Below are 13,815 nucleotides of genomic sequence, written 5' to 3' on the forward strand. Positions count from 1 at the left end.
AGGGGCGCCCAGACACCTCAACCCAAGAGGACAGATGCATGAACATCGGCCAGGCCGCGAAGAAGAGCGGGCTCACCGCGAAGATGATCCGCTACTACGAATCCATCGGCCTGCTGCCGGAGGCCGGTCGCAGCGACAGCGGCTACCGCCAGTACAGCCAGCAGGACCTGCACAGCCTGGCGTTCATCCGCCGTTCACGGGACCTGGGCTTCTCACTGGAGGAAGTCGGCAAGCTGCTGCAACTGTGGCAGGACCGGGGCCGCGCCAGTGCCGACGTCAAGGCGCTGGCCCGCGACCATATCGACGAGCTGAACCGCAAGATCGCCGAGCTGGCCGGCCTGCGCGACACCCTGCAGGAGCTGGTGGACCACTGCCAGGGCGATCACCGCCCCGACTGCCCGATCCTCAAGGACCTGGAGTCGGGCGGCTGCTGCCACTGACCAGGCGGCCGAACAGCCCCTTGGGCAGCACGGTGATCGCCAGGCCGACGAAGACGATGACGCAGGCCAGCCAGCCCGCCGGGCTCAGCGCCTCGTCCAGCAGCAGCCAGCCGGACAGCAGCCCGGAGATCGGCACCGCGAGGGCGAAGGGGGTGACCAGGCTCGCCGGGTGGCGGCTGAGCAGGAAGCTCCAGATGGCAAACCCCAGGGTGGTGGCACCGAAGGCCACGAACAGCAGCGAGCCATAGCCCACCAGGGTGGCGTGCTCGAAGGCCGCCGCCATTGCCTGCGGCCCCTCGAACACCCAGGACAGCGCCAGCAGCGGCAAGGGCGGCACCAGGCTCACCCAGCAGATCAGCCGCAGCATGTCGGTGGCGCCCGCGCGCTTGGTGGCGATGTTGGCGAAGGCCCAGGCCAGCGCGGCCACCAGCACCAGCGCGAAGGCCAGCAGGCTGTCACCCATGGGCCGCTCCAGGCCGATCAGCACCAGGCCGGAGGCGGCCAGGGCCAGGCCGAGCATGCCGCGCCGGCTGGGCCGCTCGCCCAGCAGCAGGGCGGCGATGAGGATGGTGAAGAACACCTGGCTCTGCAGCACCAGGGAGGTCAGTCCCGCCGGCATGCCGATCTTCATGCCGATGAACAGCACGCCGAACTTGAACACCCCCAGCAGCAGGCCGATCTGCACGATCCGCCACAACGGTGCCGGCATCGGCCCGCGCAGGAACAGCAGCGGCGTCGCCGCCAGGGCGAAGCGCAGGGCGCAGAACAGCAGCGGCGGGAATTCCGCGAGGCCGAGCTTGATGACGACGAAGTTGACGCCCCAGACCAGGGTGACCAGCAGGGCGAGGAGGATGTGCGGCAAGGGCATGGCATGCACTCGTAGGGCGGGCAGGCAACGCTAGCAGCTCATCGGGCACCTGTATGGATACAGATGCCCGCAAATGGCGTGATACAGGGATACGGCCATGAAAAAGCCCCCGGAGGCGCGTCTCTCGGGGAGACGCCCCTCCGGGGGCTCGGCATGAGTCGGTGCGGGCCCGATCAGGCCTGGGATTGCAGGTAGTTCTCCAGGCCCACGCGGTCGATCAGGCCCAGTTGCTGTTCCAGCCAGTAGGCGTGGTCTTCCTCGGTGTCCTGCAGCTGCAGGGCGAGGATGTCGCGGCTGACATAGTCCTTGTGCTTCTCGCACAGGGTGATGCCCTTGCTCAGCGCGGCACGGACTTCGTATTCGAGATTGAGGTCCGAGCGCAGCATCTCCGGCACGGTGGCGCCGGGATGGATGGCCTTGGGCGTCATGTCCGGGGTGCTTTCGAGGAAGAGGATGCGCTTGAGCAGGGCATCGGCGTGCTCGGTCTCCTCCTCCATCTCGTGGTTGATGCGCTCGAAGAGCTTGGTGAAGCCCCAGTCCGCGTACATCCGCGAGTGCAGGAAATACTGGTCGCGAGCGGCCAGCTCGCCGCGCAGCAGATCCTTCAGGTATTCGACGACTTCGAGTTGCCCTTGCATGCGTGTTCTCCCCTGCAAACGCGGTGATCCGAGGGCGCAATGGTCCTGCGCGGATCGGCCCCGGTCAAGCGAGCCGATGCCGCAGTGTCAATTCTGCATCCAGGGCGGGGGCGGCGGCTCGTCGCGGGCCTTGTCCTCGTCCTCGTTGAGCAGCGCCTGGCGCCGGGCTTCCTCGGCCAGGGCGGCCTTGATCTCGCGCATCACCGCGTCGACGTCGGCGGAATCCTCCGGCTCGGCGAACTCGCCGGTGAGCTTCGAATCCGGTGTCAGCTTGCCGTCCTCGTAGAGCGCCCACATTTCCTTGGCATAACGGGTGTAGAGCAACTCGGGGGCGAACTGGCCGAAATAGGACGCCATGTTGCCGACATCGCGCTCCAGCATGCGGAAGGCGTGGTTGTTGCCGGCGGCATCCACCGCCTGCGGCAGGTCGATGATCACCGGGCCGTACGGGTCGAGCAGGACGTTGAACTCCGACAGGTCGCCATGGACCAGGCCGGCGCAGAGCATCTTGACGATCTCGCCGATCATGAAGGCGTGGAATTCGCGGGCATCCTCGGGCGTCAGGTCGACATCGTTGAGGCGCGGCGCGGCATCGCCGTAGCCGTCGGTGACCAGCTCCATCAGCAGCACGCCATCGAGGAAGTCATAGGGCTTGGGCACGCGCACGCCCGCCGCGGCCAGGCGGAACAGGGCCGCGACCTCGGCGTTCTGCCAGTTCTCCTCCTGCTCCTTGCGTCCGTACTTCGAGCCCTTGGCCATGGCCCGGGCGTCACGGCTGTTACGTACCTTGCGGCCCTCCTGGTACTCGGCAGCCTGGCGGAACCCGCGCTTGTTGGCCTCCTTGTAGACCTTCGCGCACCGCAACTCGCCGCCACAACGCACAACGTAGACCGATGCTTCCTTGCCACTCATCAGGGGCCTGACCACTTCGTCGATCAGGCCGTCTTCCACCAACGGTTCAATGCGTTTTGGAGTCTTCATGCTGCTTTGTAGCCAATCCTCTGTTTGCGGGCGGACATCGTCCGACTTTATACGGCATGCGGGCCCGCGCGACTATCCGCGACGCGCCAGACTGTGGCGCAACGCATCCATGGCGTAGCGCACCTTGGCCGGCTGGGCGTCGCGGCGCGGGGTGACGATGTAGAGCCCGATGGTGCCGGGCTGCCAGTCCGGCAGCACACGCAGCAGGCGACCGCTGGTCAGTTCCTCGCTGACCTCCGGCTCCGGCTGCAGCGAGAGACCGAAGCCGGCCAGGGTGAAACTGCGGGTGGACAGGATGTTGTTGCACACCACCCGGCTCTCGATGCGCAGGCGCTGCACCTCGCCGCCCGGCCCGTGCAGCGTCAGCGGCCCCTGGTGGCGATCGCTGCCGAGGGTCACCCAGTCCAGCGCCAGCAGTTGCTCCGGGCGCTGGATGCCGGGGTGCCGGGCCAGGTAGGCCGGTGCGCAGCACAGCAGCATCGGCCAGTCGCCGACATGCCGCGCCACCAGGCTGGAGTCGTCCAGGGTGCCGACGCGGATGGCCAGGTCGATACGCTGCTCCACCAGGTCGATCTGCTCGTCGTGGAAGAACAGCCGCAGGCTCAGCCCCGGGTGCGCCTCCAGCAGGGGAGCCAGGGCGTCGGTCACCACCCGGCCGGAAAAGCCCACGGGCGCTGCGATGCGCAATTCCCCCACCGGCGCGTCGCGCAGCTCCGCCAGGCGCTGCTCGGCCTGCTGCGCCAGTTCCAGCACCTGGGCGCAGCTGCGGTAGAACAGGCTGCCGGCCTCGGTCAGGGTCAGCTTGCGGGTGGTGCGATGGAGCAGGCTGACCCGGGTCGATTCCTCCAGCCGGCGGATCTGCTGGCTGACCGCCGAGGCACTCATGCCCAGCGCCTCGCCTGCGGCGACCATCGAGCCCTTCTCCACGACCATGGCGAACACCGCCATGCGTTTGAGCTGCTCCATTCGTAAGCCCTGCTTAATTGTGAAAGCGCTTTCTGCCACTTTTTCCGCTGATTATCCAGAAGTCATGATTCATCACCTCGAATCACCACTTAGATCCCTGGAGAACAGCATGAAGATCGCCCTCATCGGTGCCACCGGTTTCGTCGGCTCCGCCGTGCTCACCGAAGCCCTGCAACGAGGCCACCAGGTCACCGCCCTGGTCCGCCACCCGGAAAAGCTCGCCGCCCAAGAACACCTGAAGGCCGTAAAAGCCGACATCCACGACGCCGCCGCCACCGCGCCGCAACTGGCCGGCCATGACGCGGTGATCCATGCCTTCAACCCGGGCTGGGGCCGCGACGACATCCGCGAGCAGTTCATCGCCGGCACCCGTTCGATCTTCGAAGCCGTGAACCGGTCCGGCGTGCGCCGCCTGCTGGTGGTCGGCGGGGCTGGCAGCCTCTATGTCGCCCCGGGCCTGCAACTGATCGATACCCCGAACTTCCCCGCCGAATACAAGGAAGGCGCCGAGGGTGCGCGCCAGGCGCTCAACCTGATCCAGGCCGAAACCGCGCTGGACTGGAGCTTCATCTCGCCGCCCGCCCTGCTGCAGCCCGGCGAGCGCACCGGCCGCTTCCGCCTCGGCGGCAACGAGCTGCTGATGGACGGCGACCACCCGGCGAGCCTCTCCGTGGCCGACCTGGCCGTGGCCATCGTCGACGAGCTGGAAAACCCGCAGCACATCCGCCAGCGCTTCACCGCGGGTTATTGAAGGTTTTCCAGCGGGCCCCGCAGGGCGGGGATGACGACGGGGCACTCCAGCCGTGGCGTCACCCTCGCGAACGCGGGGGCCCGCTGAACAGCCCGCCGCTCCACACGACGAACAGGAACCCAGCATGAGCCTCATCGCCTCCGCCCACGTCGCCACCGACACCCCGGCGCGCTACATCAGCCGCCTGTGCAAGCACTTCGCCCACCGCATCCCGGTCAGCTTCGACGAGCACCAGGGACGCATCGAGTTCGACTTCGGCCTCGGCACGCTGCACGCCGAAGCCGGCGGCCTGACCCTCATGGTCGAAGCCGCCGACAACGAGAAGCTGGAACGGATGAAGGACGTGATCGCCAGCCACTTCGAACGTTTCGCCTGGCAGGAAGCCCTGCAGCTGGACTGGCGCTGAGCCTCACTCCGGCAACGTCAGCTCGATGCTCTCGGCGATGGAATCCTCAAGGCGCTGCAGCTCGCCCTCGATGGCGCTGCGGCTGTCGGCGTGGCGTTCCGCGATGCGGGCGAAGCCGTCGGCCACCTCGAGGAAGGCCAGCACCACGAGCGGGTCGAACTCACTGCCACTGCCGGCGCTGATGCGCATCACTGCCTCGTCGCCGCTCAGGCGGCTGCGGTAGGGGTGATAGCGGGTGAGCTCGTCGTAGCAATCGACCAGGGCCATCAGGCGTGCGGACAGCGGGATCTGGTCGCCACGCAGGCCCTGTGGATAACCCGAGCCGTCCCAGCGCTCGTGGTGGCCGTACTGGATCTCCTTGGCATAGGCGAGGAAGCTCTGCCCCACCCCACCCAGGCGCGCCTCGGCGCGCTCCAGCGCTTCGCGGCCGAGCCGGGTATGGCTCTGCATCAGGCGCAGGTCGTCGCCCTCCAGTTGCCCCGGGTTGAGCAGCACGCGATCGGGCAGCGCCACCTTGCCGATGTCGTGCAACAGCGCCGACTTGGCCATCAACGCGATGCGTTCCTCGGTCAGCTCGTCCGCCATCCCCGGCTGCTGCCGCGCCAGCGCGCCAGCCAGCAGGCGCATGTACAGTTCGACGCGCAGCAGGTGGTTGCCGTCGGGGTTGTCGCGCATGTCGGCCAGGCCGGCCAGGGCCTCGATCGTGGCGTAGTGCAGGTGATGGATCTCGCGGGTGCGGCGGCGCACCTCCAGTTCCAGGTACTCGCTCTTGTCGCGCAGGAAGTCGGCCGTGGCCTTGAGCTGCAACTGGGCCTGGACCCGCGCCAGGACGATGGGCGGGCTGATCGGCTTGGTGATGTAGTCCACCGCGCCGAGGTCGAAGCCCTTCTGCTCGTCGGCGATCTCGCTGCGGGCGGTGAGGAAGATCACCGGGATGTCGCGGGTGGCGGCATCGGCCTTGAGCCGCGCACAGACTTCGTAGCCGTCCATCTCCGGCATCATCACATCCAGCAGGATCAGGTCCGGGCGCATGTTCCCGGCAGCGATCCTCAGGGCCTTGGCACCACTGCCGGCGACCTTGACCCGATAGCGGTCCATCAGCAGCTCGCTCATGAGCTCGAGGTTGTCCGGGGTGTCGTCCACCACCAGGATCACCTCGCGATCCGGTCTGTCCAGCATGCCGCCCATGTGGCGCACCTCGTCAGAGTGAAATGTCGCGTTGCCCCGCCATCTCCCGCAGCACCGCCAGGGCGGTCTCGAAGTCGTAACCCCGCACCGCCGCCTCCAGGGGGCCATAGCCTTCATTGAAGGCGCTGCGCAGCAATTGCGCCTGTTCTTCGAAGAGCTTTCCGGCGCGCGGATCGTCGTCCTCGAACAGCTGCGCCAGGCGCTTGCACAGGGGCACCAGGTGCGTCGGGTCGCAGGCGGCGGCCTCGGGCTCCGGGCGTTGCTCACGCAGGAGTTCATCGATGGCTCCGACCAGCGCCAGCAACGGCGGTTCCAGCTCCAGCAACGGGCGCTCCAGCTGGGCCAGGCGCGCCCCCTGGTGGATGCCGCGCTCCAGCTCACCGGCCTGGGCCTGCAACTGCGCCGCGCCCAGGTTGCCGGCCAGCCCGCGCAGGCTGTGGGCCAGGCGCTCGGCGCGCTCGCGGTCGCCATCGCCGAGGGCCTGGCGCAATTGGCCGACGAACTGGCGCTGGCCCTTGGCGAACTTGCCCAGCAGCCCCAGGTAGGCCTGCTGCTTGCCCAGCACCCGGCGCAGGCCGCTGGCGAGGTCGATGCCCGGCAGCCGCCAGTCCGGCAGGCCGACGGCGGCGGTCGTCTTCACCTCGCTCCGCACACCGTCGCTGGGCAGCCAGCGACGAAGGGTGGCCCACAGTTCCAGGGGCTCGATGGGCTTGCCGACGTGGTCGTTCATGCCCGCCTGGAGGCAGCGCTCGCGGTCACCGGGCAGGGCGTTGGCGGTCATGGCGATGATCGGCAGGTCGCGCAGGCGCGGGTCGCGGCGCAGCTCGCGGGTGGCTTCCAGGCCGTCCATCTCCGGCATCTGCATGTCCATCAGCACCAGCGCGTAGTAGTCGGGCGGCTGCCAGCGCAGACGGTCGATGGCATCCAGCCCGTTCTCCGCCTGGTCGATGCGCAGGCCGCTCTCCTCCAGCAGCGCGGTGGCCACCTCGCGGTTCAGTGCGTGGTCCTCGACCAGCAGCACGCGCTGGTTCTCGAAGCGCGGCATGGCCTCCAGCAGCGCGGCGGTGCCGGTCGGCTCGGGGCTGCGCCGCCGCCCCAGGCTGCTGAGGGAGGCTTCCAGCAGCACCGACGGGTTCAGCGGCTTGTGCAACACCTCGTCGATGCCGGCCTTGTCGGTGTCGCCCAGGTCGTCGAAGCCATGGGCGGTGACCAGCAGCAGGCGCGGCGGCTTGGCCAGGCCCAGCAGGCGCAGGCGGCGTGCGGTCTCCACACCGTCCAGCCCGGGCATCTGCCAGTCGATGAAGACGATCTCGAACGGGTCGCCCTCGCGCTCGGCCTCGGCGACCCGCAGCAGCGCCTCCTCGCCGGACTGCACCGCCTCGACCCGCAGCGCCAGGCTGGCGAGCATGTCGTTGATCACCTGGCGCGCGGCGTCGTTGTCGTCCACCACCAGCACCCGGCGATCGAGCAGGTCGGGCTGCAGCAGCAGCTCGTGGGGCTGGCGCGCGGAAACCTGCACCGGCAGCCGGCACCAGAACAGGCTGCCGACGCCCACCCGGCTGTCGACGCCGACCTCGCCACCCATGGCCTCGGCCAGGCGCCGGCAGATGGCCAGGCCCAGGCCGGAGCCGCCATAGCGCCGGGTGGTGGAGTTGTCCGCCTGCTGGAAGGATTCGAACAGGCGCCCCTGCTGCTCGGCGTCGAGGCCGATGCCGGTGTCGCGCACCGCCAGGTACAGCTCCAGCTCGCGCCCGCCACGCGGCTCGCCGCGGACGATCACCTCCACCTCGCCCTGCTCGGTGAACTTGACCGCGTTGTTTGCGTAGTTGATGAGGATCTGGCCGATGCGCAGCGGGTCGCCCACCAGTTGCAGGGGCAATTGCGGGTCGACGTTGAACACCAGTTCCAGCTGCTTGCAGGCGGCCTTCTCGCTGACCAGCCCGGAGAGGTTCTCCAGCACCTGCTGCAGGTCGAAGTCGATGCGCTCGATGTTCAGCTTGCCGGCCTCGATGCGGGAGAAGTCGAGGATGTCGTTGATCACCCCCATCAGGTGCTGGCTGGCCTGCTGGATCTTGCCTAGGTACTCGCGCTGCCGGGGTTCGGGGCTCGCCCGCAGGGCCAGGTGGGTCATGCCGATGATGGCGTTCATCGGGGTGCGGATCTCGTGGCTCATGTTGGCGAGGAAGTCGGCCTTCGTCCGGGCCGCTTCCTCGGCCAGTTCCTTGGCCTGGGCCAGGGCCTCTTCGCTGTGCTTGCGCGCGGTGACGTCGCGGCTGACGCCCACCAGGCCCAGCAAATGGCCCTTGTCGTCCTGGAAGGTGGCACGGATGGTGTCGAACAGCACCTTGCGTCCATCGCGCTGCACCACCCAGTCCTCGCTCTCGAACGGCAGGCTCAGGGCCAGCGCCGCCTGGTCCTGGATCAGCCGCATGCGCGCCCGTTCGGTGGGCAGCAGTTCGGCATCGGTGCGCCCCTGCAGTGCCTCGCGGCTCTGGCCGATGAGGTCGGCGAAGGCCTGGTTGGCGCCAAGGTAGCGGCCATCGGCGTCCTTGAACCAGATCGGGTCGGGGATGGCGTTGACCAGCGCCAGCAGGGTGCTGCGCTGGCGTTCCGCCTCGGCCTCGGCGCGGCGGCGTTCCTCCACCTGCACCGCCAGGCGGCGGTTCCACAGCAGCACGAAGCCCACCAGGGCGATCACCCCCAGTGCATAGGGCCAGCCCACTTCCGCGGCCTTGCGCCAGTTGAACTCGGTGAGCGGCGGCAGCCAGCGATCCATGATCGCCTCGCGCTCCTCGCGGTCGATGCTGGCCAGGGCGTGGTCGATCAGCCCGGCCAGCTGCTGCCAGTCGCGGCGCACGGCGAAGTGCAGCTGGCTGCTGCCCAGGCCGGACTCGCCGCGCAGCTCCAGGTTGCTCAGGTTGAGCTGCCGGATCAGGTAGCTGGCGACGATCATGTTGCCCACGTAGGCATCGGCGCGCCCGGAGGACACGGCACGCAAGGCCGCCTCGGTGTCGGCCGCCTCCACCAGCAACAGCCCCGGGGCACGCTCGCGCAGCTTGCCCTGCACGGCGTAGCCACGCTCCACCGCGACACGCTTGCCGGCCAGGTCGCCCAGCCCCTGCCACGCACTCTCGCGACGGGTGAAGAGCAGGCTGGTACTGACCAGGTAGGGCTCGCTGAAGGCCGCCCAGGATTCCCGCGAGGCCACCTTGGCCATGGATGGCAGGACATCGACACGGCGCTCGCGCAATGCATCCTGGGCCTGCTGCCAGTCATCGAAGAGCACCGGCTCGATGCCCAGGCCGAGGCGCTCCCCCACCAGGCGCAGGAAGTCGGCACTGATGCCCTGGTAGCTGCCGTCGGCGTCGACCAGGTCGAACGGCGGCCAGCCATGGCGCGGCACGCCGACGCGCACGCGTGGGTGGTCCTGCAGCCAGGCCGCCTCGCCCGCATCGAAGTCGAGCCGCTCGGACCCGCCCAGCACCAGGGGCGCCAGCAGCATCAGCACCAGCCAAACAGAGACACGCAACATGGGTCTGTCCTTGTGCTCGTCCACCGCAATTCAGCTTAGCCAGCGGCCGGCGGTTGGAAAGGCGGGGCCCGGCGTTCAGTGGAGTCGAGCGCCCGGGTGCGCCTGCAACTCCGCAGGGAGGGTCGAGCGGAGCGAAACCCATGGCTCTGTCTGCGTTAAGTGTTGCTAGGAGATTGAGCCCAGCTGATTGCCGAGCGCTGGTGATGCTTCTGGTTTCGCCCACCCGGGCGAGTCCCTTTTGACAATCGTCGGGGTGCCGAACCACCCAAAAGGAACCAAAAGGGCTTGCCCCATCATCCGGCCCGACTGCGTCGGGTGCCCTCACTCCATCGTCGTTACTCGCTACGCTCGCCCTTCGGGCCGCACTGAAGTGCGTTCGCCACAAGTGGCGTCTGGGGGCCGACGCGATGGGCCATCCATGGCCTGGCGCGCCTCTCGCGGCATCCATGCCGCTCGTCCCCCGGCGCAACGACTCCGTTCGGCCTCCTGGAGGGGCGTTGGCGGCTGCTACAACTTTCTTCGTCCACGCATCACGACGTGGTGCGCATGGACTTCCGTGAGACGGAGCGGGCGGCGTCAGCGGAACAGCTCACCCGGCGTCACCCCGAACAAGCCCTTGAAGGCAGCGATGAAGGCCGAGGGCGAGTCGTAGCCGCTGCCGAGGGCGACCTGGGTGACGCTGTCGCCCTGCTCCAGCGGTTGCAGGGCGGCGAGCAGGCGCAGGCGCTGGCGCCATTGGCGGAAACTGAGCCCGGTCTCGCGCTGGAAGGCGCGCATCAGGGTCTTTTCCGACGTGGCGAGCAGGCCGGCCCATTCGCTGAGGGGGCGGGCCAGGTCGGGCTGGGCCACCAGTTCGTTGCACAGGCGCAGCAGGCGCGGCTCGCTGGGCATGGGCAGGGAGAAGCCCGCCTCCGGCAGGGCACGCAGCTGGTCCAGCAGCACCGCCACCAGGCGGGCTTCGGGGCTGTCGCCCTCGGGGTATTCCACCGGCAGTTCGCAGAAGCCCTTGATCAGCTCACGCGCCAGCGGCGTCACCTCCAGCACCCGGCAGTGGTCCGGCGCCCAGGTGCAGGCGTCGCGGCGCACGTAGAGGCTGCGCATCTCGGCATGCATGGAGGTGACCACCTCGTGCTCCAGGCCCGCCGGCACCCAGATCGCCCAATGCGGCGGGGCGAAGAAGCTGCCGGCGGCGGTGTGCACCCCGAGCACGCCGCTGATGGCGTAGGAGAGCTGCACCCAGTCATGGCTGTGGCGCGCCGTCCAGGAGCCGGCGCGCAGGCTTTCCGCACGGGCGTAGAGGGGTCGGGGCAACGCGCTGAGGTCGGGGATGCTGCGTTGCAGGTCGAGCTGTCCGTTTGGCGACATCTTCTGATCCGCTGTCGTTAGACGGCCGGATTGTGCGCCCGTTAACCTGCCGCCTCAATCCCATCGGCTGCCCGGAGGTTCCATGTCGGCACTCAAACCCCTCAAGCGCCTGGTCACCGACTGGTTCCTCGGCGGCATGCTGCTGGCCGTGGCGCTGGCCTGGCTGTTCCCGGACATCGGCCGCCACGGCGGCGCGCTGCATGCCGAGAGCCTGATCAACGCCGGGGTGTTCCTGGTGTTCTTCCTGCACGGGATCAACCTGTCCACCGAGCAGATCCGCAAGGGCCTGAGCAACTGGCGCCTGCACATCATGGTGCAGGTGTTCACCTTCGCCCTGTTCCCGCTGGCCTGGCTGGCGGTGGACCGGTTGTTCGGCACGCACCTGCCGCCAGCGCTGATGCTGGGCTTCTTCTACCTCTGCGCCCTGCCCTCGACCATCTCCTCCTCGGTGGCGCTGACCGGCAGCGCGGGCGGCAACGTACCGGCGGCGATCCTCAACGCCAGCCTGTCGAGCCTGCTGGGGGTGTTCCTCACGCCCTGGCTGATCAGCCTGGTGGCCGACGCCAACGGCGGCATCGACCTGGGCGAGACGCTGATCGACCTGAGCCTGCTGCTGCTCCTGCCGCTGGTGCTGGGCCAGGCGCTGCGCCCGCTGTGGGGCAGGTTCTTCGCCCGCTACAAGCGCTACACGGCGGTGTTCGACAAGCTGGTGATCCTGCTGCTGGTGTTCGCCTCGTTCAGCGATTCGGTGGCCGGCGGCATCTGGCAGCAGCAGGGGCCGGCCACCCTGGTCATCGCCTTCGTCGGCAGCGCCCTGCTGCTGGCGGCGATGCTCTGGGCCACCACCCGTTCGGCACGGGCGCTGGGCTTCAACCATGAGGACGAGATCGCGGCGGTGTTCTGCGCCACCAAGAAATCCCTGGCGGCCGGCGCGCCCATGGCGGCGATCATCTTCGGCGCCAACCCGGCGCTGGGCCTGATCCTGCTGCCGATCATGCTCTACCACCAGATGCAGCTGATCGTCTGCTCGGTGATGGCCGAGCGCTACGCCAGTCGCGGCCACGCATTGGCCAGGGCGCAGGCAAGCGCCGCCTGACGCAGGCTGGCCCGGGCATCGCACCGTTGGGCCTCGCTGCGCTCGGTGCCAACCTGCAGCGCGTGCGCCCTCGAAAAACGGGCGAAAAAAAGGGCGGCCCAACCAGTGGGCCGCCCTAAATCACGGAGTTGCTTACATCACGCGGCCAGCGATGAATTGCGGCCACGGGTATTGGATTACTTTTCGAGGATCGCGGTCACACCCTGACCGCCTGCGGCGCAGATCGAGATCAGCCCGCGCCCCTTTTCCGCCACCGAAAGCAGCTTCGCCAGGTTGGCGACGATGCGCCCGCCGGTGGCCGCGAAGGGGTGGCCGGCGGCCAGGGAGCTGCCCTTGACGTTCATCTTGCTGCGGTCGATCGAGCCCAGCGGCTGGTCGAGGCCGAGGCGGGTCTTGCAGTAGTCGGCGTCTTCCCAGGCCTTGAGGGTGCAGAGCACCTGGGCGGCGAAGGCCTCGTGGATCTCGTAGTAGTCGAAGTCCTGCAGGGTCAGGCCATTGCGTGCCAGGAGGCGCGGTACGGCGTAGACCGGCGCCATCAGCAGCCCTTCCTTGCCGCTGACGAAATCCACCGCCGCCGCCTCGCCGTCCTTGAAGTAGGCGAGGATCGGCAGGCCGCGTGCCTTGGCCCACTCCTCGCTGGCCAGCAGCACCACCGAGGCGCCGTCGGTGAGCGGGGTGGAGTTGGCGGCGGTCAGGGTGCCGCGCGGCCCCTTCTCGAACACCGGCTTGAGGGTGGCGAGCTTCTCCGGGTTGATGTCCGCGCGCAGGTTCTGGTCGCGGGTCAGGCCGAGGAAGGGGGTCAGCAGGTCGTTCTGCCAGCCTTCGGCATAGGCCGCGGCGAGCTTCTGGTGGCTGGCCACGGCCAGGGCGTCCTGCTCGTCACGCGGGATGGACCAGGTCTGCGCCATCAGCTCGCAGGACTCGCCCATGGACAGCCCGGTGCGCGGCTCGCCGTTACGCGGGATGTGCGGCGCCAGGTGGCGCGGGCGCACCTTGAGCAGGCTCTTGATCTTGTCGCCGGTGGTCTTGCCGCGGTTGGCCTCCAGGAGGATCTTGCGCAGCTCCTCGTGCACGCCGATGGGCGCATCGGAGGTGGTGTCGACGCCGCCGGCGATGCCGCTGTCGATCTGCCCGAGGGCGATCTTGTTGGCCACCAGGATGGCGGCCTCCAGGCCGGTGCCGCAGGCCTGCTGGATGTCGTAGGCGCTGGTCTCCGGGGCCAGGCGCGAACCCAGCACGCATTCGCGGGCCAGGTTGAAGTCACGGGAATGCTTGAGCACGGCACCGGCGACGAACTCGCCGATGCGCTCGCCGTGCAGGTTGTAGCGCTCCACCAGGCCTTCCAGTGCGCTGGTGAGCATCTGCTGGTTGGTGGCGGTGGCGTACACCGTGTTGGAACGGGCGAACGGAATGCGATTGCCGCCGACGATGGCGACCCGGCGCAGCTGGGTCATGGGTGACTCCTTGCCTGGGGAATGGATTGCGGTGCGCAACGTTGGCCACAAGACTAGCCGCCCGCCTGGCCGTCGCATTGGCCGCCTTGCCAACAGAGTGGTCAACACGGTCAATTGCGCGATTGTGTTG

The 13,815-nt window shown here is 68.5% G+C and carries 12 protein-coding genes; 4 read left to right on the forward strand and 8 right to left on the reverse strand.

Translation table 11 applies throughout. The features are described 5' to 3' along the window. Window positions 1-38: 38 nt before the first annotated feature. A complete protein-coding gene (gene cueR / locus HSX14_RS26940) occupies window positions 39-440 on the forward strand; it encodes a Cu(I)-responsive transcriptional regulator (RefSeq protein WP_173171598.1) in 402 nt (133 codons plus the stop codon). Here cueR and HSX14_RS26945 read toward each other — a convergent pair. From HSX14_RS26945 to HSX14_RS26960, 4 genes are all read right to left on the reverse strand, one after another. Then, window positions 406-1,308: an EamA family transporter gene (locus tag HSX14_RS26945; RefSeq protein ID WP_173171596.1), complete on the reverse strand. Its 903-nt coding sequence runs from the start codon at window positions 1,306-1,308 to the stop codon at window positions 406-408. The two genes, cueR and HSX14_RS26945, sit on opposite strands and share 35 nt — an antisense overlap. Window positions 1,309-1,481: 173 nt before the next feature. Further along, entirely contained in the window at window positions 1,482-1,946 is a 465-nt protein-coding gene (gene bfr, locus HSX14_RS26950; protein ID WP_111262019.1) for a bacterioferritin, read from the reverse strand. Between the two features lie 87 nt (window positions 1,947-2,033). Further along, window positions 2,034-2,927: a PA4780 family RIO1-like protein kinase gene (locus tag HSX14_RS26955; protein ID WP_173171594.1), complete on the reverse strand. Its 894-nt coding sequence runs from the start codon at window positions 2,925-2,927 to the stop codon at window positions 2,034-2,036. Window positions 2,928-2,999: 72 nt separating this feature from the next. Beyond that, a complete protein-coding gene (locus HSX14_RS26960) occupies window positions 3,000-3,893 on the reverse strand; it encodes a LysR family transcriptional regulator (protein WP_173171592.1) in 894 nt (297 codons plus the stop codon). 109 nt (window positions 3,894-4,002) lie between these two features. On the opposite strand from HSX14_RS26960, the gene HSX14_RS26965 reads away from it, so the two are divergent. Both HSX14_RS26965 and HSX14_RS26970 read left to right on the forward strand, forming a co-directional pair. Next, window positions 4,003-4,644, forward strand: coding sequence for an NAD(P)-dependent oxidoreductase (locus HSX14_RS26965; RefSeq protein WP_173171590.1), 642 nt, complete (start codon window positions 4,003-4,005; stop codon window positions 4,642-4,644). 124 nt (window positions 4,645-4,768) lie between these two features. Beyond that, a complete protein-coding gene (locus HSX14_RS26970) occupies window positions 4,769-5,050 on the forward strand; it encodes a DUF2218 domain-containing protein (protein ID WP_173171588.1) in 282 nt (93 codons plus the stop codon). A gap of 3 nt (window positions 5,051-5,053) precedes the next feature. On the opposite strand, the gene HSX14_RS26975 is transcribed toward HSX14_RS26970, so the two are convergent. The 3 genes from HSX14_RS26975 to HSX14_RS26985 form a co-directional block, all read right to left on the reverse strand. Next, window positions 5,054-6,238 carry a two-component system response regulator gene (locus tag HSX14_RS26975; RefSeq protein ID WP_173171586.1) on the reverse strand — a complete coding sequence of 395 codons (1,185 nt, stop codon included), beginning with the start codon at window positions 6,236-6,238 and terminating at the stop codon, window positions 5,054-5,056. A gap of 13 nt (window positions 6,239-6,251) precedes the next feature. Continuing rightward, window positions 6,252-9,770: a response regulator gene (locus HSX14_RS26980; RefSeq protein WP_173171584.1), complete on the reverse strand. Its 3,519-nt coding sequence runs from the start codon at window positions 9,768-9,770 to the stop codon at window positions 6,252-6,254. 576 nt (window positions 9,771-10,346) lie between these two features. Continuing rightward, window positions 10,347-11,135 (reverse strand): AraC family transcriptional regulator, encoded by a 789-nt coding sequence (locus HSX14_RS26985; protein ID WP_173171582.1) that lies wholly within the window; start codon window positions 11,133-11,135, stop codon window positions 10,347-10,349. Window positions 11,136-11,217: 82 nt separating this feature from the next. Between HSX14_RS26985 and HSX14_RS26990 the strand changes: the two genes are divergently transcribed. After that, window positions 11,218-12,231: a bile acid:sodium symporter family protein gene (locus HSX14_RS26990; protein ID WP_173171580.1), complete on the forward strand. Its 1,014-nt coding sequence runs from the start codon at window positions 11,218-11,220 to the stop codon at window positions 12,229-12,231. A gap of 176 nt (window positions 12,232-12,407) precedes the next feature. Here HSX14_RS26990 and HSX14_RS26995 read toward each other — a convergent pair whose 3' ends face one another. After that, window positions 12,408-13,685, reverse strand: a complete 1,278-nt coding sequence (locus HSX14_RS26995; protein ID WP_173171578.1) for an acetyl-CoA C-acetyltransferase — start codon at window positions 13,683-13,685, stop codon at window positions 12,408-12,410. Window positions 13,686-13,815 lie beyond the last annotated feature (130 nt).

Origin of the sequence: Pseudomonas tohonis (assembly GCF_012767755.2) — a bacterium.
GTDB lineage: Bacteria > Pseudomonadota > Gammaproteobacteria > Pseudomonadales > Pseudomonadaceae > Metapseudomonas > Metapseudomonas tohonis.